General features: G+C 69.6%; 23 protein-coding genes and 1 tRNA gene. 12 read left to right on the forward strand and 12 right to left on the reverse strand.

Features of this window, described 5'->3' with window-relative positions; translation table 11 throughout:
* Positions 1 to 34 precede the first annotated feature (34 nt).
* From RS86_RS02470 to RS86_RS02505, 8 genes are all read left to right on the forward strand, one after another.
* Positions 35 to 1,486, forward strand: coding sequence for an aromatic amino acid lyase (locus RS86_RS02470; RefSeq protein ID WP_052680021.1), 1,452 nt, complete (start codon positions 35 to 37; stop codon positions 1,484 to 1,486).
* On the forward strand, positions 1,483 to 2,244 hold the full coding sequence (locus tag RS86_RS02475) for an IclR family transcriptional regulator (RefSeq protein WP_045270628.1): 762 nt from the start codon (positions 1,483 to 1,485) through the stop codon (positions 2,242 to 2,244). The genes RS86_RS02470 and RS86_RS02475 overlap by 4 nt, the downstream gene beginning before the upstream one ends.
* 123 nt (positions 2,245 to 2,367) lie before the next feature.
* Positions 2,368 to 5,091 carry a pyruvate dehydrogenase (acetyl-transferring), homodimeric type gene (gene aceE / locus RS86_RS02480; RefSeq protein WP_045270629.1) on the forward strand — a complete coding sequence of 908 codons (2,724 nt, stop codon included), beginning with the start codon at positions 2,368 to 2,370 and terminating at the stop codon, positions 5,089 to 5,091.
* Positions 5,092 to 5,122: 31 nt separating this feature from the next.
* Positions 5,123 to 6,331, forward strand: coding sequence for a PucR family transcriptional regulator (locus tag RS86_RS02485; RefSeq protein ID WP_200892730.1), 1,209 nt, complete (start codon positions 5,123 to 5,125; stop codon positions 6,329 to 6,331).
* Positions 6,332 to 6,442: 111 nt separating this feature from the next.
* Positions 6,443 to 7,363, forward strand: a complete 921-nt coding sequence (locus RS86_RS02490; RefSeq protein ID WP_045270631.1) for an ACP S-malonyltransferase — start codon at positions 6,443 to 6,445, stop codon at positions 7,361 to 7,363.
* Positions 7,360 to 8,358, forward strand: coding sequence for a beta-ketoacyl-ACP synthase III (locus RS86_RS02495; RefSeq protein ID WP_045270632.1), 999 nt, complete (start codon positions 7,360 to 7,362; stop codon positions 8,356 to 8,358). Before RS86_RS02490 ends, RS86_RS02495 begins: the two co-directional genes overlap by 4 nt.
* Positions 8,359 to 8,421: 63 nt before the next feature.
* Positions 8,422 to 8,670 carry an acyl carrier protein gene (locus RS86_RS02500; protein ID WP_045270633.1) on the forward strand — a complete coding sequence of 83 codons (249 nt, stop codon included), beginning with the start codon at positions 8,422 to 8,424 and terminating at the stop codon, positions 8,668 to 8,670.
* Between the two features lie 103 nt (positions 8,671 to 8,773).
* Positions 8,774 to 10,015, forward strand: coding sequence for a beta-ketoacyl-[acyl-carrier-protein] synthase family protein (locus tag RS86_RS02505; protein ID WP_045270634.1), 1,242 nt, complete (start codon positions 8,774 to 8,776; stop codon positions 10,013 to 10,015).
* 231 nt (positions 10,016 to 10,246) lie between these two features.
* Here the strand turns inward: RS86_RS02505 and RS86_RS02510 are convergent, their stop codons facing one another.
* Both RS86_RS02510 and RS86_RS02515 read right to left on the reverse strand, forming a co-directional pair.
* The gene (locus tag RS86_RS02510) at positions 10,247 to 10,750 is read right to left on the reverse strand and encodes a DUF3145 domain-containing protein (protein WP_045270635.1); all 504 of its coding nucleotides are present in this window, start codon (positions 10,748 to 10,750) and stop codon (positions 10,247 to 10,249) included.
* A gap of 199 nt (positions 10,751 to 10,949) precedes the next feature.
* A complete protein-coding gene (locus tag RS86_RS02515) occupies positions 10,950 to 11,723 on the reverse strand; it encodes a hypothetical protein (protein WP_045270636.1) in 774 nt (257 codons plus the stop codon).
* 174 nt (positions 11,724 to 11,897) lie between these two features.
* On the opposite strand from RS86_RS02515, the gene RS86_RS02520 reads away from it, so the two are divergent.
* Together RS86_RS02520 and RS86_RS02525 are read left to right on the forward strand one after the other, a co-directional pair.
* A complete protein-coding gene (locus RS86_RS02520) occupies positions 11,898 to 13,898 on the forward strand; it encodes a DUF262 domain-containing protein (RefSeq protein ID WP_045270637.1) in 2,001 nt (666 codons plus the stop codon).
* A complete protein-coding gene (locus tag RS86_RS02525) occupies positions 13,898 to 15,160 on the forward strand; it encodes an alpha/beta fold hydrolase (protein WP_045270638.1) in 1,263 nt (420 codons plus the stop codon). The genes RS86_RS02520 and RS86_RS02525 overlap by 1 nt, the downstream gene beginning before the upstream one ends.
* 35 nt (positions 15,161 to 15,195) lie before the next feature.
* Here the strand turns inward: RS86_RS02525 and RS86_RS02530 are convergent, their stop codons facing one another.
* Both RS86_RS02530 and RS86_RS02535 read right to left on the reverse strand, forming a co-directional pair.
* The gene (locus RS86_RS02530; RefSeq protein ID WP_045270639.1) at positions 15,196 to 15,720 is read right to left on the reverse strand and encodes an SRPBCC domain-containing protein; all 525 of its coding nucleotides are present in this window, start codon (positions 15,718 to 15,720) and stop codon (positions 15,196 to 15,198) included.
* A complete protein-coding gene (locus RS86_RS02535; protein ID WP_045270640.1) occupies positions 15,717 to 16,034 on the reverse strand; it encodes an ArsR/SmtB family transcription factor in 318 nt (105 codons plus the stop codon). Before RS86_RS02535 ends, RS86_RS02530 begins: the two co-directional genes overlap by 4 nt.
* A 150-nt stretch (positions 16,035 to 16,184) precedes the next feature.
* On the opposite strand from RS86_RS02535, the gene RS86_RS02540 reads away from it, so the two are divergent.
* Positions 16,185 to 16,391, forward strand: coding sequence for a CsbD family protein (locus tag RS86_RS02540; RefSeq protein ID WP_045270641.1), 207 nt, complete (start codon positions 16,185 to 16,187; stop codon positions 16,389 to 16,391).
* 120 nt (positions 16,392 to 16,511) lie between these two features.
* On the opposite strand, the gene RS86_RS02545 is transcribed toward RS86_RS02540, so the two are convergent.
* From RS86_RS02545 to RS86_RS02565, 4 genes are all read right to left on the reverse strand, one after another.
* Positions 16,512 to 17,012, reverse strand: a complete 501-nt coding sequence (locus RS86_RS02545; RefSeq protein ID WP_045270658.1) for a GNAT family N-acetyltransferase — start codon at positions 17,010 to 17,012, stop codon at positions 16,512 to 16,514.
* Positions 17,013 to 17,679: 667 nt separating this feature from the next.
* Positions 17,680 to 17,753 (reverse strand) — tRNA-Ile (locus RS86_RS02555).
* Positions 17,754 to 17,808: 55 nt separating this feature from the next.
* A complete protein-coding gene (locus tag RS86_RS02560) occupies positions 17,809 to 18,339 on the reverse strand; it encodes a gamma carbonic anhydrase family protein (protein WP_045270643.1) in 531 nt (176 codons plus the stop codon).
* Between the two features lie 40 nt (positions 18,340 to 18,379).
* Positions 18,380 to 20,503 carry an acyltransferase family protein gene (locus RS86_RS02565; protein ID WP_082076513.1) on the reverse strand — a complete coding sequence of 708 codons (2,124 nt, stop codon included), beginning with the start codon at positions 20,501 to 20,503 and terminating at the stop codon, positions 18,380 to 18,382.
* Positions 20,504 to 20,708: 205 nt separating this feature from the next.
* Here RS86_RS02565 and RS86_RS02570 point away from each other — a divergent pair, with 205 nt between their 5' ends.
* Positions 20,709 to 21,194 (forward strand): Dps family protein, encoded by a 486-nt coding sequence (locus RS86_RS02570; RefSeq protein WP_045270644.1) that lies wholly within the window; start codon positions 20,709 to 20,711, stop codon positions 21,192 to 21,194.
* 33 nt (positions 21,195 to 21,227) lie between these two features.
* On the opposite strand, the gene RS86_RS02575 is transcribed toward RS86_RS02570, so the two are convergent.
* The 4 genes from RS86_RS02575 to RS86_RS02590 all read right to left on the reverse strand — a co-directional run bounded on the left by RS86_RS02575 (position 21,228) and on the right by RS86_RS02590 (position 25,589).
* Positions 21,228 to 21,899, reverse strand: a complete 672-nt coding sequence (locus RS86_RS02575; RefSeq protein ID WP_045270645.1) for a response regulator — start codon at positions 21,897 to 21,899, stop codon at positions 21,228 to 21,230.
* A gap of 61 nt (positions 21,900 to 21,960) precedes the next feature.
* Positions 21,961 to 23,325 (reverse strand): sensor histidine kinase, encoded by a 1,365-nt coding sequence (locus RS86_RS02580; RefSeq protein WP_045270646.1) that lies wholly within the window; start codon positions 23,323 to 23,325, stop codon positions 21,961 to 21,963.
* Positions 23,326 to 23,433: 108 nt separating this feature from the next.
* Positions 23,434 to 24,942 (reverse strand): amidohydrolase, encoded by a 1,509-nt coding sequence (locus RS86_RS02585; protein WP_045270647.1) that lies wholly within the window; start codon positions 24,940 to 24,942, stop codon positions 23,434 to 23,436.
* Complete coding sequence (locus tag RS86_RS02590) at positions 24,939 to 25,589, reverse strand: FMN-binding negative transcriptional regulator (protein ID WP_045270648.1); 651 nt, start codon at positions 25,587 to 25,589, stop codon at positions 24,939 to 24,941. Before RS86_RS02590 ends, RS86_RS02585 begins: the two co-directional genes overlap by 4 nt.
* Positions 25,590 to 25,871 lie beyond the last annotated feature (282 nt).

The following is a 25,871-nucleotide window of genomic DNA, read 5'->3' on the forward strand; positions in this document are numbered from 1 at the left end:
CCACGCGTCACGCGCACCGGCGGAAGGAGACCCCATGGTCGACGCGAATGAGCGACCGAATCGATCCTCCGCGCCCGCGGCGACGCCCGCGCGGGCCACGATCATGCTCGGCGATCGATCGCTGGAGCTCGACGACATCCGCGCCTTCGCGGATGATCGCGCACGCGCGGAGTACTCTCCGGCGGCGGGGCGCACGATCGCTGTCGCCCACGAGACTCTGCTGCGTCTCGCTGCGACGCGCCCGGTGTACGGACTCTCCACGGGAGTCGGGGCCCGCCGCAGCGTCGCGGTCGTACGGGATCGGGAGTCGTGCCTGCGTCTGTGGCGCAGCCACGCTCTCCAGTTCGGCCCCGCCGCAGACCCGGAGCGGGTTCGGGCGATGCTGCTCATCCGCGCCAACCAGCTCGCGCGGGGTGGATCCGGGGTCAGTCCCGCGCTCGCCGACGCCCTGCTCGCTGCGGCGACCCGAGAAGACCCTCCGACGATCGCCTTCGGCGGCGCGCTCGGCACGGGAGACCTTGGCGCGCTCGCGGCACTGGCGTTGCAGATCACCGCGGACGAGCCGACCGGACCCTTCGCCGCCTCCGACGGCCTCCCGTTCATGAGCAGCAGCGCCCTGACACTCGCCGACGCCTCCCTCACGCTCGTCGATCTCGATCGTGCGCTCGACGCGGCGGTGGCGCTCGGCGCCGCCTCCGCGCGTGCGCTGCGAACGACGGCCGAGCACTTCGCGGCGGCTGCGTTCGAGGACCGCCACTGGGCGATCCGCGACGCGGCGGCGCGGCTCGCCCCATCCGGCGCGGATTCCACCCCCCGCGTGCAGGATCCTTTCTCGATGCGCCTGCTGCCGCAATCGCTCGGGTCGGTGCGGTTGTCCTGGGAGCGCTGCAGAGAAGCGACCCTCGCCGAGGTGAACGGCGCGCACGAGAACCCCCGCGTATTCGCCGATGAGCAGCTGATCGCGCACACCGGCAACTTCTACACCGTCGACCTGGAACTCGCGTGCGGCACCCTGCTGCGCGCCCTCGCCCAGGACGCGAGCCTGCTGCTGGCACGACTCGGGCTGCTCATGAACCCTCGCTACACGGGACAGGCCGAGTTCCTCGGTGACGGGACCCCGGACGCGACGGGGGCGATGATGCTGGAGTACCTCGCGGCCGCGGCGCTCGCCGACATCCGAGATCTCGCGGCGGCGCACGGCGGCCACGGCGTGCATCTCTCGCTCGGCGCCGAGGAGCATGCTCCGTTCACGCCGCAAGCCGTGCGCCGGCTGCGGCAGGCGACCGAGAGCTACCGCACGATGCTCGCCTGCTTCGCTGTCGCCCTGCGTCGGCTGCCCGGCCTGGACGATCTGCTGGTCGGGCTGCCGGAGCAGCACGGCGGGCTCGAGGACCGCGACCTGAGCGGCGAGCTGGCCGACACGGTGTCCGTCCTGGATAGGATTCGGCTCGGTGAGTCGCATGACCGGACGGAGGGGCGTCGATGAGGACGACAGGACAGGGCGGGCCGGCTGCCGCGGAGGAGAAGGCTGAGGCGCTCGACTCGGGTGCCGGCCCCCGTTCCGTGCACAGGGCGCTGGAGCTGCTCACGACCGTGGTCGAGTCGGGCCCGCAGCCGCTCACCGAACTGGCGCGCGCGAGCGGTCTGCCCACGAGCACGACGCTGCGCTCTCTGCGCGCCCTGGAGCACTGGGGCTACGTCGCGCGCACGACCGACGGCGGATACGTTGCCGGTCACCGGTTCGCGCGCTCGCGCTTCGACGCCGAGCCCGCCAGCGCGGAGCATCTGTTCGAGCGCTCCGGCGAGGTGCTCCAGCGGCTCACCGATGGCAGCGGCGAGTCGAGCTACCTGACCGTTCGCGGCCCCGGACGCAGCTGCATCTATCTGCGCGAGGTGCAGAGCGACCAGCCGATCCGTCACGTCGGCTTCGCCGGATGGGCGGGTCGCACAGTGCAGATGGACGGTTCCGCGGTCGGCGCCGTCCTGGACGGCGAGACGCCGGACACCGGTTTCGTGACGCTGGGCGCGGTGTCGGCGCCGGACGCGACCGTCGTCGCGGCCCCGGTTCTCGACACCGAGGGCGCCATCGTGGCGGCGATCAGCATCGTCGGACCCAGCTTCCGCATGGGTGCGGATCGCGTTCAGGAGCTCGGCGTTCTCGTGCACGACGCCGCGCAGAACCTGACCCGCGCGCTCCGGTCCGATCCCTCCGCATCGTCGGCCGCCGACCTGGACCGCGGATAACCGGGGCCACCTCCGGGAGGGCTAGGCTGAGAGACGCGCGCTCTTGTGCGGAGTCGACAAGCCTCCCCCGCGTCGCATCCCGACTTCGTTGGCACGACCTGCCAGACAGACGAAAGGCCTCCTGTGACTGTTCACGACCAGGATCCGTACTCCCAGGGCCCGCTCGACAGCGATCCCGAAGAGACCAGCGAATGGCAGCAATCGCTCGACGAGCTCGTCGACGCGAAGGGCCACGGCCGCGGCCGCGAGATCATGCTCAGCCTGCTCAAGCGCTCGAAGGATCTGCACCTGGGCGTTCCGATGGTTCCGACCACGGACTACATCAACACCATCGCCCCGGAGAACGAGGCCGCCTTCCCGGGCGATGAGGACCTCGAGCGCCGCTACCGGCACTGGATCCGCTGGAACGCCGCGGTCACGGTGCACCGCGCGCAGCGTCCCGGCATCGGGGTCGGCGGCCACATCTCGACCTACGCCTCTGCGGCGTCCCTCTACGAGGTCGGCTTCAACCACTTCTTCCGCGGCCAGGACCACCCGTCCGGCGGCGACCAGATCTTCTACCAGGGCCACGCCTCCCCCGGCGCCTACGCCCGCGGTTTCCTCGAGGGCCGGATCAGCGAGCAGCAGCTCGACGCGTTCCGCCAGGAGAAGTCCGGCGCCCCGAACGGCCTGCCCTCCTACCCGCACCCGCGGATGATGCCGGAGTTCTGGCAGTTCCCGACCGTGTCGATGGGCCTCGGCCCGATCAACGCGATCTACCAGGCGATGACGAACAAGTACCTCGCCAACCGCGGCATCAAGGACAACGACTCGCACGTGTGGGCGTTCCTCGGTGACGGCGAGATGGACGAGGTCGAGTCGCGCGGACAGCTCCAGGTCGCGGCGAACGAGGGTCTGGACAACCTCACCTTCGTGATCAACTGCAACCTGCAGCGCCTCGACGGCCCCGTGCGCGGCAACGGCAAGATCATCCAGGAGCTGGAGAGCTTCTTCCGCGGCGCCGGCTGGAACGTCATCAAGGTCGTCTGGGGCCGCGAGTGGGACGACCTGCTCGCCCGCGACGCCGACGGCGCCCTGCTGAACCTGATGAACGTCACCCCGGACGGCGACTACCAGACCTACAAGGCCGAGAGCGGCGCCTACGTGCGCGAGAACTTCTTCGGCCGCGACGAGCGCGCGCTCGCCCTGGTCAAGGACTACTCCGACGACGACATCTGGCACCTGCGCCGCGGCGGCCACGACTACCGCAAGGTCTATGCGGCCTACAAGGCGGCCATGGAGCACAAGGGCCAGCCGACCGTCATCCTCGCCAAGACCGTCAAGGGCTACGGCCTCGGTCCGCACTTCGAGGGCCGCAACGCGACCCACCAGATGAAGAAGATGACGCTGGACGACCTCAAGCTGTTCCGCGACACGATGCACATTCCGATCACGGATGCGCAGCTCGAGGCCGACCCGTACCGTCCCCCGTACTACCACCCGGGACAGAACGACGAGACGATCCAGTACATGCTGGACCGCCGCCACGACCTGGGCGGTTTCCTCCCCGAGCGCCGTACGACCCACGTGGGGCTGAACCTCCCAGAGGACAAGGACTACGCGCTGCCGAAGAAGGGCTCCGGCAACCAGGAGGTCGCCACGACCATGGCCTTCGTGCGCATGGTCAAGGACCTCATGCGGGTCAAGGGCTTCGGCGAGCGGATCGTCCCGATCATCCCGGACGAGGCGCGCACGTTCGGGATGGACGCGTACTTCCCGACCGCGAAGATCTACAACCCCAACGGCCAGAACTACACCGCGGTCGACCGGGAGCTGCTGCTCGCGTACAAAGAGAGCCCGCAGGGGCAGATCATGCACGTCGGCATCAACGAGGCGGGCGCGGCCGCCGCGTTCACCGCCACGTCGACGGCGTACTCGACGCACGGCGAGCCGCTCATCCCGATCTACATCTTCTACTCGATGTTCGGCTATCAGCGCACCGGCGACGCCTTCTGGGCGGCCGGCGACCAGATGGGCCGCGGCTTCATCATCGGCGCCACTGCCGGACGCACGACGCTGACGGGTGAGGGCACGCAGCACGCGGACGGGCAGTCCCCGCTGCTCGCGTCGACCAACCCCGCCACGCTCGTCTACGACGCGGCATACGGCTACGAGGTCTCGCACATCGTGCAGGCCGGCATCGAGCAGATGTACGGCGGCACCCACCCGAACCCGGACGTCATGTACTACCTCACGGTGTACAACGAGCCGATGCGGATGCCGGCGGAGCCCGAGGACGTGGACGCAGAGGGGATCCGCAAGGGCCTGCACCGCATCTCGGTCGGATCCGGCGACGGCCAGCGCGTGCAGCTGCTCGCGTCGGGCGTGGGCGTGCCGTGGGCGGTCGAGGCACAGGAGCTGCTGCTCGCCGACTGGGGCGTGTCCGCCGACGTCTGGTCGGTCACCTCGTGGACCGAGCTGCGCCGCGACGGCCTCGCCGCCGACGAGCACAACTTCCTGCACCCCGAGGAGGAGCCGCAGACGGCCTACCTCACCGAGAAGCTGAAGGAAGCCCAGGGCCCGTTCATCGCGACGAGCGACTACATGCACGCGGTCCAGGACCAGATCCGCCAGTGGGTCCCCGGCGCGTACTACACGCTGGGCGCCGACGGCTTCGGATTCGCCGACACGCGCGCCGCTGCCCGTCGCTTCTTCAAGATCGACGGACCGTCCATGGTGGTCCGTGCCCTCCAGGCGCTGGCCGACCAGGGCCGCATCGACCGCGCCGTCGTGGGCCAGGCGATCGCGAAGTACGACCTGTACAACGTGAACGCCGGCACCAGTGGCAACGCCGGCGGCGAGAGCTGACCCGCGCGGCACGATGAGCAGACCTCCCGAGATGACCAAGGAGGAGACGCTGGCGTGGTTGCGCCGCATCTCCGGGGACCTCGCCACGGCGACCCTGCAGCGTCTCGAGGACTCGCTGCCGTGGTACGCCGAGATGCCACCGGCCCGACGCTCCGCCGTCGGGCTGGTGGCCCAGGCCGGCATCACCTCGTTCATCCAGTGGTACGACGATCCGACGTCGACGCCGTGGATCGCCGCGGACATCTTCGCCGCGGCTCCCCGTGAGCTGCTGCGCAGCGTCAGCCTGCAGCAGACGCTCCAGCTCATCCGGGTCACCGTCGAGGTGACCGAGGAGCGCGTGGCCGGCAACGGCCAGCACCTGCGCGATGCGATCCTGCTGTACTCGCGGGATGTGGCCTTCGCGGCCGCCGATGTGTACGCGCGCGCCGCCGAGGCCAGGGGCCTGTGGGACGCGCGCCTGGAAGCGCTCGTGGTCGACTCGATCCTCACGGGCGAGGCCGACGAGGAGCTGCCCAGCCGCATCGCCGCCCTCGGCTGGCACGGACACGGCGAGGTCTGCGTGATCGTAGGCACCACGCCGCCCCAGTTCGACGTGGATCAGGTGCGCCGCACCGCCCGCAAGCTCGCGGTCGACGTATTGATCGGCGTGCAGGGATCCCGGCTCGTGCTCGTGGTCGGACGCGCCAAGCCCGCCGCGGGAGAGGACTCCGCAGAGGGCGCGGAGCCCGAGGAGTTCTCCTTCGCCGAGATCGCCCGCACGTTCGAGCCGTCGTTCGGCCCGGGGCACGTCGTGGTCGGTCCCGCGGTCGCCGCGCTCGTCGACGCCGGGCAGAGCGCCCGCGCCGCGCTGGCCGGATTCGCCGTCGCGCGCGCCTGGCGCGGCGCGCCTCGACCCGTGGACGCCGACGAACTGCTGCCGGAGCGCGCCATCGCCGGGGATCCCCTGGCCAAGCAGACCCTCATCGAGCGGGTGTTCCGGCCACTGCACGACCACTCCACCGATCTCGTGACGACGCTGTGGAGCTATCTCGACAACGGCCGCTCGCTCGAGGCGACCGCGCGTGAACTGTTCGTGCACCCGAACACCGTGCGCTACCGACTGAAGCGGATCAGCGAGGTCATCGGCTGGGATGCGACCGGTCCGCGCGAGGCGTTCATCCTGCAGACCGCACTCGTGCTCGGCACCATCGGCACGGCGGATCCGGTCCGGCGCGGACTTCGTCCCCGCAGGCCCCGCTGACGTCCGCGCGTCCCTCACAAAATCCGGCGTTGTACGTCTTGAATAACCGATCTGCGGATTCTTGTGAGGGTTGAGCCACCGAATCCGGCCAATCGTTGGCAGACTGGGAACGTGATCGTCTTCGCATGCCCTGGACAGGGCTCCCAGACCCCTGGTTTCCTCTCTCCCTGGCTGGAGCTCGACGGCGTCGCCGAAGACCTCGCGCTCTACTCGGAGGCCGCCGAGGTCGACCTGGTCCAGCACGGCACCGTCTCCGACGCCGACACGATCCGCGACACCCGCATCGCGCAGCCGCTCATCGTCGCCGCCTCGCTGGTCGCGGCGAAGGTCCTGCGCGAGCGGGCCGGCCGCGGACCCGACGGCGTTGCAGGGCACTCGGTCGGCGAGTTCGCCGCCGTGTCGGACGCCGGGGTGATCCCCGCCGAGACCGCCATGCGCCTGGTGGGCATCCGCGGACGCGCGATGGCGGATGCCGCAGGCAGGACTCCGACCGGTATGAGCGCGGTCCTGGGCGGCGACGAGGAGGCGGTGCTCGCGCTGCTCTCCGACCTCGACCTCACCCCCGCCAACTACAACGGCGGCGGTCAGATCGTCGCCGCGGGCTCCCTGCCCGCCCTCGCGGCGCTGGCCGAGGCCCCCGTGCGCGGATCCCGAGTGATCGCGCTGCAGGTCGCCGGGGCATTCCACACGCAGTACATGGCCTCCGCCGTCGACACCCTGCGCGAGGCCGTCGCCGGCGTCGACGCCGCGGACCCGACGGTGACGCTCTGGACCAACAAGGACGGATCCGTCCTCGCCGAAGGCGCGACCGCGCTGGAGAACCTGGTGACCCAGGTCTCCTCCCCCGTGCGCTGGGACCTGTGCATGGCCTCGTTCGCCGACAACGGCATCACGGGCCTCATCGAGCTCACCCCCGCCGGCGCTCTCACCGGCCTCGCGAAGCGCGGCCTGCGCGGCGTCCCCGCCGTCGCCGTGAAGACCCCGGACGACCTCGACGCGGCGGCGGCGCTGCTGAACGGAGAAGCAGCATGACCACGCTCAAGCAGGCCACGGGCCCGGCGTACACCCGGATCTACTCCGTAGGCGCCGCCCGCGGAGAGAACGCCGTGCCGAACGACGACCTCATCGGCCCGATCGACTCGAGCGACGAGTGGATCCGTCAGCGCACAGGCATCATCACGCGCACGCGCGCGGTCCCGGAGACCGATGCGATCGATCTCTCCACCACGGCAGCGGTCGAGGCCATCGAGAAGTCGGGCGTCGCGCCCTCCGACATCGACGTCGTCATCGTCGCGACCATCAGCAACCCGAAGCAGACCCCTTCCGTCTCCGCGATCGTCGCGGACCGGGTGGGCGCGAACCCCGCCGCGGCCTACGACATCAATGCCGCGTGCGCCGGCTACGCCTACGCGGTCGCGCAGGCGGACGCCCTGATCCGTGCGGGCGCCGCGACCCACGCGCTCGTCATCGGCGCCGAGAAGCTCTCCGACGTCGTGGACCCCACCGACCGGAGCATCTCGTTCCTGCTCGGCGACGGCGCCGGCGCGGTCGTGATCGGCCCGAGCGACACCCCCGGGATCTCTGCCACCGTGTGGGGCTCGGACGGTTCGAAGGCCGACGCGGTCGGCATGAACCACACCCTCACCGAGTTCCGCGACGGGCAGGCCCCCTGGCCGACGCTCCGCCAGGAAGGCCCGACGGTGTTCCGCTGGGCGGTCTGGGAGATGGCCAAGGTCGCCAAGCAGGCGCTCGAGCAGGCCGGCATCGAGGCCTCGGATCTGGCCGCCTTCATCCCTCACCAGGCCAACATGCGCATCATCGACGAGTTCGCCAAGCAGCTCAAGCTGCCCGAGACGACCGTGATCGCCCGCGACATCGAGACCACCGGCAACACGTCCGCGGCGTCCATCCCCCTCGCCACGCACCGCCTGCTGCAGGAGCACCCCGAGCTCAGCGGCGGCCTCGCCCTGCAGATCGGCTTCGGCGCGGGTCTGGTGTTCGGCGCCCAGGTCGTCGTCCTGCCCTGAGCGGGCTGACGCGACCTCCTAGACTGTTCACCGGTTCTAAACCACCCATAGAAAGAGGAAATCATGGCTTTCAGCAACGACGAGGTCCTCGCCGGCCTTGCAGAGCTCATCACCGACGAGACCGGCATCGACGCCTCGGAGGTCGCTCTGGAGAAGTCCTTCACCGACGACCTGGACATCGACTCGATCTCCATGATGACGATCGTCGTCAACGCGGAGGAGAAGTTCGGCGTCACCATCCCCGACGACGAGGTCAAGAACCTCAAGACCGTCGGTGACGCCGTGAGCTTCATCGTCGCCGGCCAGGAGTGACACCTGCGGATGCCACCCCCGCGCTTCCGCGGGGTGTGGCATCCTCCTCTTCCGCACGCATCCGCTCCCGGATCCCCCACCCGCTCCCTGAGAAGGATCACGCATGACCAAGCGCATCGTCGTCACCGGCATCGGTGCCACGTCCGCCCTGGGCGGCACCGCCCCGGAGAACTGGGCCAACCTGCTCGCCGGCGTCTCCGGCACCCGCACCCTGACGCACGACTGGGTCGCAGAGCACCAGCTCCCGGTGACTTTCGCCGCAGAGGCCTCCGTCCGCCCGGAGGAGGTCCTGCCCCGGCATGAGGCGAAGCGCCTCGACCCGTCCGTGCAGTTCGCCATGATCGCGGCCCGCGAGGCCTGGGAGGACGCGGGTGCCCCCGACGTCGCCCCCGAGCGGCTGGGCATCGACTGGGCCACGGGCATCGGCGGGCTCTGGACGCTCCTGGACGCCTGGGACACGCTGCGCGAGAAGGGGCCGCGCCGGGTCATGCCGCTCACGGTCCCGATGCTCATGCCGAACGCCGGCGCCGGCAACCTGTCGCTGTACTTCGGCGCGAAGGCCTTCGCCCGCACCGTCGTGAGCGCGTGCGCCTCCAGCACGGAGTCGATCGCGAATGCGTACGAGCACCTGCAGGACGATCTCGCAGACATCGTGATCGCCGGCGGTGCGGAGTCCGCGATCCACCCGATCACGATGGCGTCGTTCGCGTCGGCGCAGGCGCTGTCGCGCCGCAACGACGACCCGCAGCACGCCTCGCGGCCGGGTGCCATCGACCGGGACGGCTTCGTCATGGGCGAGGGCGGTGCAGCTCTGGTCATGGAGACCGAGGAGCACGCCAAGGCCCGCGGCGCCAAGATCTACGCCTACGTCGTGGGCGGCGGCGTCTCCGCCGACTCGTACCACATCACCGGCAACGACCCCGAGGGCCACGGTGCGGCACGCGCCGTGGAGCAGGCGCTGGCGCAGGCCGGCGCGAGCCCCGACGAGGTCACCCACATCAACGCGCATGCCACGTCGACCCCGGTCGGGGACCCGAACGAGTACGGCGCGCTGAGGCGCGTCTTCGGCGACCGGATCGACGAGATCCCGGTGTCGGCGACCAAGGCGTCCACCGGGCACCTGCTCGGCGGCACCGGCGCGCTCGAGGCGGTCTTCACGATCCTCGCGCTGCGCGACCGCGTCGCCCCGCCGACGATCAACATGACCGAGCCGGATCCGGCCGTGCCGTTCAAGCTCTCGGGCGAGACGCAGCCGCTCGGCGACGGCCCGCAGCTCGCGATCAGCAACTCGTTCGGTTTCGGCGGACACAACGCGGTCGTCGCTTTCCGCTCCTACGACGGCTGATCCGGCACAGACGAGAGTCGCCCCGGTCGCTTCCTCATCGAAGCGGTCGGGGCGATTCTCGTTCTTTTCAGTTGTGCTGTTCTGTTATCTCTCCGGTTGCGGACCGGGGATACGCTTTCTCGGGCTCCGGGTCCTTGCTCTCCGACCCCCGATAGTCACGCCTCCTCCGATCCTCGTCCCTTCGTGTGATCCGGCCCTTCGACCGGACCACACGAGACCTATCCGACCCGCCTATCCGACTTTGTGAAGCCATACGACGCGGGCGTCGTCGCTCGCGTGCCGGAATGGCTCCAGCTCCTCGTCCCACGCGGAACCGAGGGCGACGTCGAGTTCGCGCTGCAGCTCGATCGGACTGCCCGCGGCGATCTCGATCGCGTAGCGGATCCGGTCCTCGCCGACGACGATGTTCCCGGCGGCATCGGTCTGCGCGTAGTGCACGCCGAGGTCGGGCGTGTGCAGCCAGCGGCCGCCGTCGCTCCGGGGCGTCGGGTCCTCCGTCACCTCGAAGCGCAGGTGCTCCCAGCCGCGGATCGCGGTCGCGAGGGCAGCGCCGGTGCCGACGGGGCCATCCCAGTAGAACTCCGCCCGGCGGGCACCGTCGAGGACGGGCTGCTCCGACCACTCGAAGTTGACGGCGCGCCCGATAGCGCGTCCGACCGCCCATTCCAGGTGCGGGCAGAGCGCGCGCGGTGCGGAGTGGATGTACACCACTCCGCGTGCTTGTGCTGTCGCCATGGTCTCTCCGTTTCATCAGGTGCGTCTTCCCCTACGACCTGATCCGCGAAGCACGGCGTTATGCGGTTATGCGCCCATTCTCACCGATCCTCAGCGAAATCACAACTGTGTAACTCATTGCGAAACGGCAACGGTCCCCGGCGCCGCAGCACCGGGGACCGTCTATAGGCCCTTCGACAGGCTCAGGGCCCGAGCAGGCTCAGGCCTCACTCATCGCGATCTTCTCCTGCTGACCCTTCGCGGCGTAGTACGCGGCGCGGGCGGCATCGCGACGCGCCTGCTCCTCGTAGCCCGCGTCCAGGATCTCCTGGGCGACCTCGTAGTTCGCCACGTCCTGGGTGCCGTTGTACTTCTCGATGTAGGCGTCCAGCTCGGGGCCGGAGGTCCACGAGGTGATCAGGCAGTAGCGCGGATCAGTGCCGTTGTGGGTGGCGGCGTGCCACAGGCGCTGCGTGTCGACGATCAGCTGCGCGCCGGCCGGAAGGGCGATGCGGTACTCGACGCTCGGGTCGGTGCGGTTCTCGCGCAGGACGAAGTAGCTGTCCTTGTCGTCGGTGAGGTTGAAGAAGCCGCGCACGACCCAACCGGTGCCGTCCGGGTTCAGACGGTTGTTGTCGTCCTGGTGAAGGTTGTAGAGACACTCGCCGTACGGCGTGGGCTGCAGCTCGATGACGCGGCAGCGGCCGACGTTCGCGCCCGGCTCCTGCGCGCGGCGCGTGAGGTTCGGGGCCTTGGCGGTCTGCTCGTCGATCCAGACGCCGTCCTTGTCCGTGCGCGGAGGCACGTGGTTCCAGAAGCCGTTGCACTCGATCTCGCCCTTGGCGGACGCGAGAGGCGCGAAGCGGGTGTCGCCGGACGACTTCCAGTCGTTGTACTCGATGTCGAGCCACTCCTTGGGGTCGAGCTCCTGGTTGTAGCTGTCGAGGACGACGAAGCCCTTGTCTTCGAGGGCGGCGGACTTGATGTATGCCATGAGCGAGTCATGTCCTTTCATAAAGGGGCCAGCACGTTTTAACAGGCCCTTCTTAGGACAGCCTAACAGCGCCGTTTCGACGCCCTCGGAAGGTGGGCCGTGAATATCCGGGGCCCGCCGGGGCCTGAATAGACTGGTCGGGGCAGCACGCGATCCGAGGAGAAGCACAGCAGCATGAGCACGGCCACCAACGTCGAAGCAACCGCAGTCTCAACGATCGAGTGGCTCTCCTCCCCCGCGACCACGATCGTCGTGCCCGTCTACCAGCGCCAGTACCGGTGGGACATCGGGGGCTGCGAGAAGCTGCTGTCCGACATCCGCGCCGTCGCGGACGAGGACGACGCCCACCGGCACTTCATCGGCTCGATCCTCTCCGCGGAGGACCACGCCCACCCCGACGCCGACCTGATCCTCATCGACGGTCAGCAGCGCATCACAACGCTCATGCTGCTCATCGCCGCCCTGCACCACGCCGTGCGCGACGCGGATCCGCAGTTCGCCGCAGAACTGGCGCGGGTGCTGGTGCGCCCCGACGACGCGAGCCGCACCAAGCTCCGCCCGCACGAGGCCTGGGCTGGTCTGTTCGAGTCCGTGGTGCTCGACCGGCGCAGCGCCGATCTGCCGGAGTCGCGCTTCGACGACAACTACGCGTTCTTCCGCTCGCAGGTGCACGCCGACGAGGCGCCGCGGATCTGGCGGGGGCTGCAGAAGCTCGAGCACGTCTCGATCACCCTCGGTGAGGCCGCGAACGCGCAGCAGATCTTCGAGAGCCTCAACTCCACCGGCGAGCCGCTGCGCGATCACGAGCTGATCCACAACTACATCCTCATGGGGCTGTCGCATGCCGAGCAGCAGCAGGTAGAGGAGGAGTTCTGGCTGCCGATCGAGCGCAACACCGGCGAGGCGATCGGCGCATTCTGGCGCCACTTCCTCATCATGACGACAGGCAGGGAGGTGTCGGTCGCCGGCGAGCACGGCGTCTACAGCGCCTTCCGCCACGAGTTCCCGCACATGGGCCTCGAGGATCTGCCCGCACAGGCACGCGTCTGGCGGGAGTTCTCGGACATCTACCGGATCCTCCTGGATCCGTCCCAGGAGCAGGATCCCGAGATCCGCCGGCAACTGGCCTACGTGAACACGTTCGGTCGCTCGACGTATCCCCTCGTCCTCAGTGCGTATCGGGACCACCGGCTCGGCGGGATCTCGAAGGACGAACTCGTGCAGACGCTGGAGCGCATCCAGTCGCTGCTGCTGCGCCGTGCCGTGGTCGGCATCCCGAACGACCGTCTCATCGCCCGGCTGTGCCGCGCCCGGTCGCAGGGGCCGGAGGAACTCCTGCGCGCCTTCGCCCGGATCACGCCCTCGGACGAGCGCATCCGGGTGGCGCTCAAGTTCACCGACCTTCCGCACGCACTGTACGTGCTCGGCCGGATCGAGGGCGTCGCGGATCCGCACGGCTTCGATGTCGAGCACATCGTGCCGACCGCTCCGCACGACGGGTGGTCGGGCGACGGCGTGCGCCTCTGGAGTGAGTACTCCGAGGACGAGCAGAACAGCCACCGCGCCCTCGCCGGGACGCTGGGCAACCTGACCCTGCTCGAGGAGCAGCTCGCGGAACGCGTCTACGGCGCGTCTTTCCCGGACAAGCGGGACGCCTACCGCCGGAGCCGCGTCGACGAGAACAGCACCCTGGTCGGGCTCGACTCCTGGGGCACCGCGGCGATCGCCGAGCGCACGGCGGCGCTCACCGACGCGTTCGTCCAGGTCTGGCGCCGGCCCGCGGTCGTCGAGATCGACGACGACGGACTCACCCCGATCCTCGACGCCGTGCGGCGACGGGGCTGGCCGACCGGCTGGGAGCGCGAGTTCGACTACGTCGAGTACCGCGGTGAGCGTTGGGAGGTCCCAGACGTGAAGTACCTGTTCAACCGGGTCTTCCGGCGCGGCTGGACCGACACCCGCGAGGCCCTCGACGCGTTCAACGCCCGCAACGGCGGTCCGATCTACGACGAGAAGGCGTGGAACGGCACCTGGGACGAGCTCGACGCCGACCACTTCCTGTACATGGGGTGGGACGCGAAATACATGATGAGCGCGGTGCAAGGCCTCTTGGAGGAGTCGGGCCTGGCCGCGGAAGTGTTCGTGAAGTACTCCTATATCGGGAATGTGATGTGATGACGATCTCTGCCGCCCCTGTGATCCGCCGCCGGATGATGGACCTCACCCTCGAGGAGCACACGCTCACCGTGCCTCTGGTGTGGTCTGATCCGTCCGACACCCGCACGATCGACGTGTTCGCCTCGGTCGTGTCGCGTGAGGGCGGCGAGGACCTCCCCTACCTGGTGTTCCTGCAGGGCGGCCCCGGATCCGAGGCTCCGCGCGCCCTGCATGCGCCGGCGGCACCGTCGTGGCTGGATCAGGCGCTCGCGCATCACAGGGTCGTCATGATCGACCAGCGCGGGACCGGGCGCTCGACCCCCGTCGGCGACGGCATCCTGTCCCGCGGCACGGAGGCGGTCGCCGAGCACCTCACGCACCTGCGCGCGGATGCGATCGTGCGGGACTGCGAAGCCATGCGCGCGCACCTGGGCGCGGAGCGCTGGAACGTGCTCGGGCAGTCGTTCGGCGGCTTCACGACCCTCGCCTACCTCTCCACGGACGCCTCATCGATCGACCGCGCGTACCTCACGGGCGGTCTCAGCACCGTGACCCGCAGCCCCGACGAGGTGTATGCGCTCTGCTACGACAAGATGCGCGACGCCTCCGAGCGCTACTACCGGCGCTTCCCCGAGCACCGAGAGCGCATGCGCCGCCTGGTGGATCTCGCCGCGTCCGGCGACATCGTGCTGCCGTCCGGCGAGGTGGTCTCGCCGTCCCGGCTGCGTTCGGCGGGATCGGCCCTCGGTATGAACGACGGCTGGCAGACGCTCTGGCAGCTGCTGGAGCTGGATCCCACGACCAGCGCGTTCCGCTACGACCTCGCTGCGGCGATGCCGTTCGGGGGCCGCAACCCGCTGTACTTCGTGTTCCACGAGTCCAGCTATGCCAACGGCCACGTCACCGGCTGGTCGGCCGAGCGTGTGGAGCCCGCCGACTTCGTCGAGGACGTCACGCTGTTCACCGGCGAGCACATCCGAAGCGACTGGACCGAGACGGTCCCGGCCTTCCAGCCCTGGCGCGACGTCGCCCTCGCGCTCGCCGAGCACGAGTGGCCCGCGATCTACGATCCGGCCGCACTCGCGGCGTCGGGCGCGCGCGGCGCCGCCTCGGTTTACGTGAACGACCCCTACGTGCCGCTCGAGTACTCGCTGGAGACCGCGGCTCTGCTTCCCGACCTCCGTCTGTGGGTCACGAGCGAGCACGAGCACAACGGACTGCGCGCCGGGCGCGTGCTCGAGCACCTCGTCGACCTGGCCCACGACCGCCGGTTCCGCTGAGCGACCTCTGCACGGGACGCGGTGCGCGCAGGCGATCAGCCGGCGCGCACCGCCTCGTACTCCGGGAGCAGCGCCTGCCAGCGCTCCTTCCAGGCGGGCGCAGGCTCCGCAGCGGACCAGCCGGAGGGATGCGCGCCGGCCGCGGATCGCAGGGAACGGCCGAGATCCTCGAGATGCACCTGCCAGCCCGCGGCGTGGAAGTGCAGCACGCCGACGCCGAGTCCGCGTTCCTCCACCACCAGCCGGGATTGCCGGCCCTCTGCGGACAGCCAGGCCTCGATCACGGTCTCCTCGTCGGTGCCCGGCTCCTGAGTGACCACCAGGTGGTGCGGCGCCTCGCAGACCTCGACCCGCATCGCCCCGGTCCACGTGCTCGTGAACGTGGCGTCCAGCATGCCCCCGACGCGGAAGTCGCCGGTCACCTGGACGATCCAACGCGCCAGCCGCGCGGGATCCGTGCACGCCTGCCAGAGGTCGTCCACGTCCGTGTCGTAGACGTCCTCGACGCGGATGGCGCCACGGGTGTCGTCGAGATCCCACATCGTCCCGGTCGCGATCATGTCCTGTCCTTCTTCCCTCGGGCGATCTCGGTGTGCAGGGAGTCCAAGCGCTGCACCCACAGATCGCGGTACTCCTCGAGCCAGTCGTCGAGGTCGACCAGCGCCTCCGGACGCAGGCGATAGATACGACGCTGCGCGTCCTGGCGCACGTCGACCAGGCCCGCTTCGCGCAGCACGCGAAGATGCCGCGACACCCCGGGCCGTGCGATCGGCAGCGCCTCGGCGAGCTCACCCGCCGTCGCCTCGTGATCGCGCAGGATGCCCAGCACGACACGGCGACTCGGGTCGGCGAGAGCCTGCAGAACGGCGTCCATGACCCGAATGTACCTCATCAGTTACGTACCTACAAGGGTACGTTCGAGTCGCGCGCGATAGCGACGCCGAGCGTGCTCGTCAACCCCGTCGCGATCGGATGGCGGACCTGCAAGCGTGTGACCCACGACACACACGAGAGGAGGCACGCAATGAGCGCTGCCGATCACGCGAAGAACGCCGCCGAGAAGCTGGGGGGAAAGATCAAGGAGGGGGCCGGCAAGGTCACCGACAATGAGGAGCTCGAGAACGAGGGCCGGATGGATCAGGCCAAGGCCGATCTGAAGGAGGCCGGAGAGAACCTCAAGGACGACGTGAAGAAGGCCGGCGAGCACGTCAAGGACGCGATGCACGACTGATCCCGCAGAGCGGCGCCCCGCCGGGTGCGGAGAACGGATCCGGTGGGGCGGGCGGGACGTGAACGCGCGATCGTTCCCACGGTTCCTTGTGGGTCGCGCGGGCGAATTCTGGTGGTCGTTCTATACGGCTTGGACCATGCCTATCAGATGGTCCCGGTCATCCCATGTCGAGGTCTCGATGAACCCGGTCTTTTTGTAGAGGGCGATCGCGCCTGCGCGCCACTCCCATACCGAGAGTCGGATCGTTTCGGCTTCGGTGCGCACCGCGTGATGGCGCGCGGCTTCGAGCAAGGACGTCGCAACCTGCCTGCCCCGATACTTCGGATCTGTCCACAGGCGTTTGATCTCGAGCCGTCGGTCGGCTGGCGTCGTGAGCACGAGACAGCCTGCGGCATGACCCGAGTGGCGCGCGATCAAGACTTCGTCTGAAGCAAACGCCGTTTGAGGATCAGTTACTTCCGCAAAGTACTTCTCTGGGAGGGCATCGACGGACGTGACCGGGACTCCCTTCTCGGCTTCTGTCTGCAGGTGGTAGTCCGTCAACAAAGCCGTCAGCTCTGTGGATTCTCTTAGGCTGTTCGGGTTCCACCGTGCGATTACGACGCTGCGCTGATCGGTCATGACGCCCATAATCGCACGAGGTCGAGCGCAGTCATGCTGCTGCGACCAGGAGCTTCGCAAGACGGTCGGCTGGGGTGTCCCAGCCTAGAGTCTTGCGGGGCCGGGTGTTCTCGTTCGAGCCGCGCTGCCAAGGTGAACTCGGTGTACCTCTGCCACGGAACCCTCTCCGCGCTCATTGCGCCTCCTGAAGCACTCAGGTGTTGCAGCGATCACTAGAACTCAAGTATCACGGGGCGGGGGTCTTCAGCTGTGAGCGGTAGCCGCGCCGGAGTGCAACATGCTGCACCGCCGCATGCACGTGAGCCAGAACGCCGCCGAGATCGATCATCGGATTCACATCGAAGCGCCGAAGGCGTGGGAGCAGACACCGCACGGCTCCCGAAGTTCCTCGCCCTGGCGCTCGCACGAGCTCCGAGATACCACCGCATCCCTCGCGATCGCGAGCGGCGGGCACGTCATGGCCGTGTATAGGACGCTAAGGCACGAGCCCGCAGCGCCGCGATGACGCTCGACACGTACGCCGATCTCTTCGACCCGGACCTCGACGACATCGCGAACATCTCGATGAGCGCAGGTCGAAAGCACGTGTTGGCACAGCGTAGGCGATCAAAGCGCCATAGAACCAATTGCCCGCGTCGCTTCACGGCGGCATGGCGATCGAACTCGGTGGGGCGGGCGGGACTTGAACCCGCGATCGTTGGGTTATGAGCCCACTGCCTTCACCAGCTTGGCCACCGCCCCGGATCTTCGAGACTACCGGTCCCTCGGGTCGATCGAGGACGCCTCGCGCACGCGGTCAGGCGGGCGTGGCCTCGCGATGCGCCGCCGAGTGCTCGCGGTAGACGCGCGCGTTCTGCCGGAGCCCCTCGCGCTCGGAGGCGGTGAGCGCCCGGCGGACCTTGGCGGGTACACCGGCGACGAGAGAGCCGTCGGGCACCTCCATCCCAGAGAGCACCAGCGCGCCGCCCGCGATCAGGCACTCCGCGCCGATCACGGCGCCCGAGAGCACCACGGCGCCCATCCCGATCAGCGAGCCATCGCCGATCGTGCAGCCGTGCACCACCGCGTTGTGACCGATCGAGACGTCGTCACCGATCACGACCGGGTGTCCCTGATCGACGTGCACCGAGACGTTGTCCTGCGCGTTGCTGCCTGTTCCGATCGTGATCGTGTCGGAGTCGGCGCGCAGCACCGCGTTGTACCAGACACTGGATGCCTCGCCGATCGTCACGGATCCGATCACGCGCGCTCCTGCGGCGAGGAACGCCGTGGGATCGATCGCGGGACGACGACCGGGCAGGGACAGGATCGTGGCGTCGTCACTCATACTGCGACCCTATCCGCCCTGTCCCCGCGCGCGGATCCGGTCAGCCGATCCCCATCGCGCTCTTGAGCGCCGCCGTGTACTGCGGCGCGAGGGAGTTCGCGAACGTGACGGTGATGTGGTCCTGGTCGCGGTAGATGTTCGCGCCGCCGACGACGGCGCGGCAGTTCTCGTCGTCGCAGAAGACCTTGGTGAAGTCGAGCAGCGTGACGTCCTTCTGGCCGTCCGCGGCCGCACGCAGCGGGTCCTTCTCGGTGAGCAGATCCGAACGCGCGCCGTCGCAGGCGCTCTGCGCGCGCGTGCGCAGGCACTTGTTCGGGTCGGTCTCCCACACCGGGTTGTCGACCACGGTGACCACGGGCGTGCCCTTCGACGTCTGCGTGGCCCACGCTTCGCGGTATCCGGCGACCGCCGCGTCGTAGGAGGATCCGTGATCCCCTGCCGCGTACGGCGTCGTGGAGAGCGCTGCGGTGAAGATCGCGTCGAAGTGCTTCTGCTCGAGCTGCTTCGCCACCGCCGCACGGTACTGCGTGCATGCGTCGCCGAACGCGCCGCCGGTGGACAGCGGCGTGGCGTTCCACGGGCAGGCGCCCTTGAAGTAGGTGGTGAGGTGCCATCCCTCCTTCTCCGCGATGCCCTGGAACGTCGTGAGCAGCTGATAGGCGTGGCTGTCACCGATCAGGGCGACCTGCTTGGCGTTCGGATCCTTGGATCCGAACTCGCACGAGACCGCGCGCGCGTCGTTGAGCTGGACGAAGCACTGCGACTGCTCGGGGCGGTCCACCCCCGCGAAGCCGGGGGCGGGCAGGATCTCGTCGGTCTTCTTTCCCGCGCAGGACTCGTCGAGGACGGCCGCCGCGCCGAAGCAGGCGGGCGGGTTGGCACGGAGCTCCGCGATGGCCTGGACGCCCTGCTGGTAGGTGCCCGCGTTCGCGGCCCAGCCGGCGCCGGCCGTTCCCGCGACGATCACCATCGCCGCGAGGGCCGCCCAGAGCGAGAGCCGGGGCTTGCGCGACGTCAGCGGCTTCCAAGTGCGCGCCGGATCCTCGACGAACTTCTTCGTCAGCCAGGCGAGCAGGAAACAGATGCCGACGAGCGCGACACGGTGATAGATCGAGAGGCCCCAGAACGGCAAGGACGGCGCGATGATGATGAGCGGCCAATGCCACAGATACAGGCTGTAGGAGATGTCGCCCGTGAAGCGCATCGGGCGGATCGCGAGGATGCGGGTGGGGTACCACCAGCGCTCGGTGTTCGAGGCCGCGATGATCGCCGCCGCCGCGAGAGTCGGGATCGCAGCCATGTAGCCGGGGAACGGCGTCTGCCCGTCGAAGCGGTAGATCACGACGAGCAGCACGATGATGCCGCCCCAGCCCAGGACGAAGCTGCCGATCGCGTTGCTCACGCGCAGGCGCGGGACGAGCGCGAGCACGGCGCCCACGCCGAACTGCCACATGCGGCCGAACGTCACGAAGTACGCCGGAGCGGGGTTCGTGATGGTGAACCACACGCAGAACACGAACGAGGCCACCGAGACCACGCCGATCGCGATCGCCGCCGCGCGCAGGCGGGAGCCGCGGAAGTACTTCACCGCGATCCATGCCGCGAACAGCATGATCAGCGGCCAGAGCACGTAGAACTGCTCCTCGAGCGAGAGGGACCAGTAGTGCTGCACCATCGTCGGGTCGCCCGCGTGCGCGAGGTAGTCGGCGGAGTTCAGCGCGAGGAACCAGTTCTCCACATAGAAGGTGGAGGCGACGATCTCCTGGAGTTCCGCGGGGAGCTGGGACAGCGGCGAAAGCACCGGGATCGCCGCGACGATCGCGCAGAACAGCAGGACGAGCAGCGAGGCCGGCAGCAGACGGCGGGCGCGACGGGCCCAGAACTGGCCGAGGTTCACCCGTCCGGTGGCGTTCAGCTCTCTCGCGAGGTGCGCCGTGATCAGGAAGCCGGAGATCACGAAGAAGATGTCGACGCCGACGTAGCCGCCGCTCAGCCGCCCAGGCCAGAAGTGGTAGAGCACGACGGCGAGGACCGCGATCGCGCGCAGACCCTGCACGTGGGGGATGAAGTTCGATCCGACCTTCTGCGCTGCGGATGCGCCCTGTGCATCGGAGCTGCGGAGTCGGCGCAGGGCCGCACGGGAGGAGGTACCAGCTGTTGCCACCTGACGAAGGTATCCCGGATCGCTGTGTCCTCCCGCCGTCCACGCGGCACACGCGAAGATCCACAGGGAAGGCAAGCCTTGCCGAAATACCGCGTGACCTGCGGGTTAGCGTTGCCTCAGCTTGCTTGCGGAACATTCTGAGCCGAGTAGCGTTGGGGTCAAGACATCAGCACGCACGGATCCGAATGATCACCGAGGAGACATCATGAGCAACGCCGAGACCATCACCGCAACCTCCGTCGACCCGACCGTCGCGGCCGGCGCCGCCCAGTTCCTGACCCCGGTCGTGCTGGGCCTGCAGGCCCTCACCGTGAACGGCAAGCAGGCGCACTGGCACGTGCGCGGCGCGAACTTCGTCGGCGTGCACGAGCTGCTCGACGTGATCGTCGACCACGCCGGAGACTTCGCAGACACCGCCGCGGAGCGCATCGTCGCCCTCGGCCTGCCGATCGACGCCCGCGCCACGGTCGTCGCCGAGAAGGCCGGGGCCACCCAGGTGCCCGCCGGATTCACCCGCTCGGACGACCTCGTCCGCGCCGTGATCGCCGACATCGACGCGATCCTCGTGAACGTCAAGGCCGCCGTGGAGGGCCTCGACGAGATCGACCTCACCAGCCAGGACGTGGCGATCGAGATCCAGCGCGGTCTCGAGAAGGACCGCTGGTTCCTCTTGTCGCACATCGCCGCCTGACACCGTCCGTCAGCGAAGGACCCCCGCCCTGTGTCAGGGACGGGGGTCTTTCTGCAGGTACGCGAGCACGGCCAGCACGCGGCGGTGGTCGGTGCCGGAGTCTTCGAGCCCGAGCTTGGCGAAGATCGCGGAGATGTTCTTCTCGACCGCTCCCACCCCGACGCTCATGCCCGCCGCGATCGACACGTTGCTGCGCCCCTCCGCCATCGCCTCGAGCACCTCTCGCTCCCGCGGGGTGAGACGGGTCACCGGATCCGGTCCCGTGCGCATCAGCTGCTGCACGACCCGCGGATCCAGCACGGTTCCGCCTCGGCTCACCTGCCGGACAGCCGCGGAGAGCTCCTCGAGCGAGGTGACCCTGTCCTTGAGGAGGTAGCCGACTCCGCCGTCGCCCGCGCCGAGCAGCTCTCTGGCGTAGACCCCTTCGACATACTGGCTGAGGACGAGGATGCCCACCTCCGGCAGCACCTCTCGCAGAGCGAGCGCTGCGCGGATGCCCTCGTCCCGGAACGTGGGGGGCATCCGCACGTCGAGCACGGCGACCTCCGCCGCGGCAGCCCTGGTGCGCGCCACTACGTCTTCGGCGTCGGCATGCGCGCCGACGGTCTCGAAGCCGGCCTCCGCGAACAGGCGCACGAGCCCTTCGCGCAGCAGGATCGAGTCCTCGAAGAGGATCACGCGCAACGGAGTCTGGTGGTCGGTCACGCCCTTCAGACTATGGGGCGTGCGATCGCGCCTCCGGCTCCTCCCCCGTTTCGCCGCTCGATCAGGCGGAGACGGGCACGGTCACCGTGATGATGGTCGGACCGCTCTCCGGGCTGTCGATGTGCATCGTGCCGCGGAGCCCCTGCACACGCTGGGAGAGGCCCTCTAGCCCTCCTCCGGGTCGTGGTGCCGCGCCGCCCCGGCCGTCGTCCAGCACGGTCACCCGCACCGCGGAGCCCTCCCTGACCGCCGTCACAGAGGCGCTGTCCGCTCCCGCGTGCTTGGCGGCGTTGGTCAGCAGCTCGGCGACCACGAAGTAGAGGTTCCGTGCGGCCTCGGGGCTCAGCGCCGCGGTGATCTCCGGCGCGACGTCGGCGCGCACCGGCAGCGCGCTGGCGGCCGCGAGTCCCGAGATCGCCTCGGCGATCCCCCGGTCCTGCAGCAGCGGCGGTGCGACCCCGCCGGCCAGCGCCCTGAGCTCGTCGAGCGCGGCCTGCGCATGGGCACGGGACTCCTGTGCGAGCGCCGCGACCGCCGTGGCGTCGCCGTCGGCCGCGCGCCGCTCCAGGGCGGCGAGATCCATCTGCAGGCGCACCAGGCGCTGCTGCGGACCGTCGTGCAGATCCCGCTCCAGCCGGCGCAGGCCCGCATCCTCCGCCTGCACGGCTGCGTCAAGGGAGGCATCGAGACCCTCGACCTGGGCGACGAGGTCGTCGGACTCCCACCGCCCGGTCAGCGCCGCAGCGACCATGCCGTGCAGGCGCACGAGACCACGGAGTACGAGCGGGAGGGTGATGAGGAACACGATCCCGACGCCGAGGTAGAGCATCGATGCCCACCGGTGCGGATCCGGAGACGGGTCGATCCCGCCGAAGATGTGCTGCACCGCCCAGGGCACCCAGATGTGCTCGGCGTTGCCGTCGGGGATGAACGAGGACCAGAACCAGTACGTGGGGCCGCCGAGGGACATCGAGACCCAGATCGTGGCGAATGCGAAGGTCACGATCGCGACGATCGGGCGCACGAGGAGCGCCGACAGTAGCGCCATCCAGTAGTGCGCGTTCCGCAGCGGCTGGGTGAGGCGTGCCCAGAAGCCGGTCCCTCGCGTGCCTCGACGCCAGTCGGGCGCCGGGATCGCGGGATGGCTGGTGATCCGCAGCAGCGCCCGCTCGGCCTCGGCGAAGCCGCGCGCGACGTAGAGCGAGCCCACCAGGACGGGCACGCCGATCACGAGCACCAGGGAACCGACGCCGACGCCGAAGACCGCCCAGGTGACGCCCATCGCCACGATCGCGAGGGGCACCGTCAGCAGGACCAGGAACAGCGCGTTGCCGGGGGCCGCGGCCCACGCGTGGCCGTAGCCGCGTCGGGGTGCGGCCGGCGGCGCCGAGAAGCGCGAGTCGAGGGGTCGCGTGGCGGTGGTCATCGAGGTCTCCTGTGTGATGCGTCTGAAGGCGCGGATCGGCGCCTGATACCACGATGCCGCGCCGGGGCCGCGCCCGACAGGGTGCGGGCTGCCGGATCCGTCGGGGGGTTAACCCCCGTACGTCACCCGCCCGCCGACGATCGTCGCCACCACCGGCATCGCCCGCAGTCCGCTCGCATCGGCCGTCGCGGGATCCGTGCCCAGGAGAGCCAGGTCCGCCACCGCCCCCGGGCGGATGCCGGCGTCGCCACTGGTCCCCCCACGCGCGCTCGCGGCGAGGGCGGTCTCCAGGTCGAGGCGCTCTTCGGGATGCCAGGGCGCGCGGTCGTCATCGGTGCGGAAGACGGCCGCGGAGATCGCCTGCCAAGGATCGAGGACCGCCACCGGCGCGTCGGATCCGAAGCGCAGCGTCGCCCCCGCGCGGTGCAGGGATGCGAGCGGGTAGGCGATCGCCGTCTGCCCGGCCCAGAGCGCGTCCGCCGCGTCCCGATCGTCGAGCGCATGCTGCGGCTGCACGCTCGCAGCCACGCCGAGCCGCCCGAACCGGGCGAGGTCTCCATGGCTCACGAGCTGGGCGTGCTCGATCGTCCCCTGCGCGCCGGTCGCGGCGTAGGCGTCCAGCGCCGCCGTGACCGCGAGGTCGCCGATCGCGTGCAGCGCGATCTCGAGTCCCGCCCCGGTGGCGCGCAGCAGCAGCTCCTGCAGCTCGGCGGGAGGCACGGTGAGTACGCCGTGGTTGTGCGGGTCATCGGCGTAGCCGTGGCTGCAGGCGGCCGTGCGCGTGCCGAGCGAGCCGTCGGAGATGATCTTGAGCGGCCCCGCGTGCACGAGGCCGTGCGGGTCGGGGGTCATGACCCGTCCGGTGTGCAGCCCCTCGGAGATCGCGCGGTCGAGGTCGTGCGGGTAGACCGCGTACTCGATGCGGTGCGTGTCGAAGCCGCGCCCGAGCCGGCGCGCCCAGGCCTCGGCGTTCCACGCCATGTCGAAGTCGACGAGTCCCACGACGCCGCGGCTCGCCGCGCGGCGCGAGGCCGCGAGCACCGCCTCGTCGGCGACCGCCGGATCCGCGGCGTTCAGTCGGCGGGAGATCTCGAACGCGTCCTCCTCGCGGAGCACGCCATCCGCAGCAGCCGGGAAGCCCTCTCGGCGGAAGGCCGCGGAGTTCAGCCACACGCTGTGCACGTCGGCGTTGATGAGGTAGGTCGGGACCTCGCCCGTGTGCTCGTCGAGCAGCGTCAGGTCTGGCCGATCCGTCCAGCGCACATCGCGGAAGCCGGTGCCGACCCTCCGCCCGTCCCCCAGCACGGCCGCGCGCGCCATGCGCGCCGCGGCCTCGACCGCGCTCGTCGTGCCGGAGAGGTCTTCGCGCTGCGCCGCGAGAGCCCACTGCACGGTGTGCACGTGGTGATCCCACAGGCCGGGGACGATCCATGCACCATCGCCGTCCCACACCTGCCCTCGCAGCGGGAGCGCCCCTGACGGGGCGATGTCGGCGATCCGGCCGTCCTCGAGGAGTACATCCACCGGGCCTTCCACGGCGAGCAGTCGGCGATCCGCGGTCGCGATGCGGACCGCGCGGATCGCATCGAGCTGCGCGCCGGCCTCCGCCGCCGTCACCGCGCGTCCGCCCGCGCGGCGAGGCGCGCGTCGTGGGCGCGCTGCATCTCGGCGGCCAGCGACGGGCTCGCGTACACGCCGTCGCCCTGCAGCTCGAGGATCACGTTCTCGATCACCTCGTCGGGCTTGTTCTGGCTGAGCTTGCGCTTGGCGGTGACGCGGGTCGGGATCAGCCTGAAGCCGACGGTGCCCGCCTCGAGACGGCGTACGAACGCCTCATCGTTCGGCGGGGTCCACATGCCGCGGGGGTCTGCGAGCCTGCCCTCGAAGTGATCCACGAGGTGGTTCAGCACGCGCAGGTTCTCCTCCCCGTCGAGCAGCTCCGGCACTCCGGACAGGTGCACCGCGACGTAGTTCCACGTCGGCACCGCGGCGACATCGCCGTACCAGCCGGGCGAGATGTAACCGTGCGGCCCCTGGAAGACCACCATCAGCTCCTGCGTCCCCAGCCCCAGGACGAGATCGTCCGGGCGTCCGACGTGGGCGACGATCGTGAGGTCGTCGCGCTCAGGATCGAGCAGGACCGCGTAGTGCGACGCGGTCATGCCGTTCTCGTCGCGGCCCACGAGCGTCGCCCACGGGTTGGCGGCGATGATCCGCCGCAGCTCGGCGACGTCCGTCATGGCGAAGCTCGGATTCTGGCGCATGGAACCATGCTATTCACCGCGGGGCGGAGTTGGCCGCTCCCGGAACGACGCGCGCGGCGGGCGTCGCGGGCGGTCACCGCGTGCGCGCGATCGTTCGGCGGCTGCGCGGTCGTTCGGCGGCTGCGCGGTCGTTCGGGGTCGGCATCGTCCTCCACAGACCGGCGTCAGACAGAGTTATCCCCTGTTTGGAATTCTGGCTTGATCTGGGGTTCGAATGTCGGTGGTGGCGGGGAGGATGGGGGTATGAAGACGTTGGATGCGATCGCGGCGCTGATCCCGACC

The organism is Microbacterium azadirachtae (genome assembly GCF_000956505.1).
Taxonomy (GTDB): Bacteria; Actinomycetota; Actinomycetes; order Actinomycetales; family Microbacteriaceae; genus Microbacterium; species Microbacterium azadirachtae_A.

What these genes read in the sequence shown, in the direction of transcription:
- RS86_RS02485 (WP_200892730.1), top strand. Translation starts at nt 5,123, where the DNA reads ATGACCAAGGAGGAGACGCTGGCGTGGTTGCGCCGCATCTCCGGGGAC.
- RS86_RS02570 (WP_045270644.1), top strand. Translation starts at nt 20,709, where the DNA reads ATGAGCAACGCCGAGACCATCACCGCAACCTCCGTCGACCCGACCGTC.
- RS86_RS02535 (WP_045270640.1), bottom strand. Translation starts at nt 16,034, where the DNA reads ATGGACGCCGTTCTGCAGGCTCTCGCCGACCCGAGTCGCCGTGTCGTG.
- RS86_RS02520 (WP_045270637.1), top strand. Translation starts at nt 11,898, where the DNA reads ATGAGCACGGCCACCAACGTCGAAGCAACCGCAGTCTCAACGATCGAG.
- RS86_RS02540 (WP_045270641.1), top strand. Translation starts at nt 16,185, where the DNA reads ATGAGCGCTGCCGATCACGCGAAGAACGCCGCCGAGAAGCTGGGGGGA.
- RS86_RS02580 (WP_045270646.1), bottom strand. Translation starts at nt 23,325, where the DNA reads ATGACCACCGCCACGCGACCCCTCGACTCGCGCTTCTCGGCGCCGCCG.
- RS86_RS02525 (WP_045270638.1), top strand. Translation starts at nt 13,898, where the DNA reads ATGACGATCTCTGCCGCCCCTGTGATCCGCCGCCGGATGATGGACCTC.
- RS86_RS02590 (WP_045270648.1), bottom strand. Translation starts at nt 25,589, where the DNA reads ATGCGCCAGAATCCGAGCTTCGCCATGACGGACGTCGCCGAGCTGCGG.
- RS86_RS02500 (WP_045270633.1), top strand. Translation starts at nt 8,422, where the DNA reads ATGGCTTTCAGCAACGACGAGGTCCTCGCCGGCCTTGCAGAGCTCATC.
- RS86_RS02475 (WP_045270628.1), top strand. Translation starts at nt 1,483, where the DNA reads ATGAGGACGACAGGACAGGGCGGGCCGGCTGCCGCGGAGGAGAAGGCT.
- RS86_RS02505 (WP_045270634.1), top strand. Translation starts at nt 8,774, where the DNA reads ATGACCAAGCGCATCGTCGTCACCGGCATCGGTGCCACGTCCGCCCTG.
- RS86_RS02495 (WP_045270632.1), top strand. Translation starts at nt 7,360, where the DNA reads ATGACCACGCTCAAGCAGGCCACGGGCCCGGCGTACACCCGGATCTAC.
- RS86_RS02560 (WP_045270643.1), bottom strand. Translation starts at nt 18,339, where the DNA reads ATGAGTGACGACGCCACGATCCTGTCCCTGCCCGGTCGTCGTCCCGCG.
- RS86_RS02515 (WP_045270636.1), bottom strand. Translation starts at nt 11,723, where the DNA reads ATGGCATACATCAAGTCCGCCGCCCTCGAAGACAAGGGCTTCGTCGTC.
- RS86_RS02510 (WP_045270635.1), bottom strand. Translation starts at nt 10,750, where the DNA reads ATGGCGACAGCACAAGCACGCGGAGTGGTGTACATCCACTCCGCACCG.
- RS86_RS02545 (WP_045270658.1), bottom strand. Translation starts at nt 17,012, where the DNA reads ATGACCGATCAGCGCAGCGTCGTAATCGCACGGTGGAACCCGAACAGC.
- RS86_RS02470 (WP_052680021.1), top strand. Translation starts at nt 35, where the DNA reads ATGGTCGACGCGAATGAGCGACCGAATCGATCCTCCGCGCCCGCGGCG.
- RS86_RS02530 (WP_045270639.1), bottom strand. Translation starts at nt 15,720, where the DNA reads ATGATCGCGACCGGGACGATGTGGGATCTCGACGACACCCGTGGCGCC.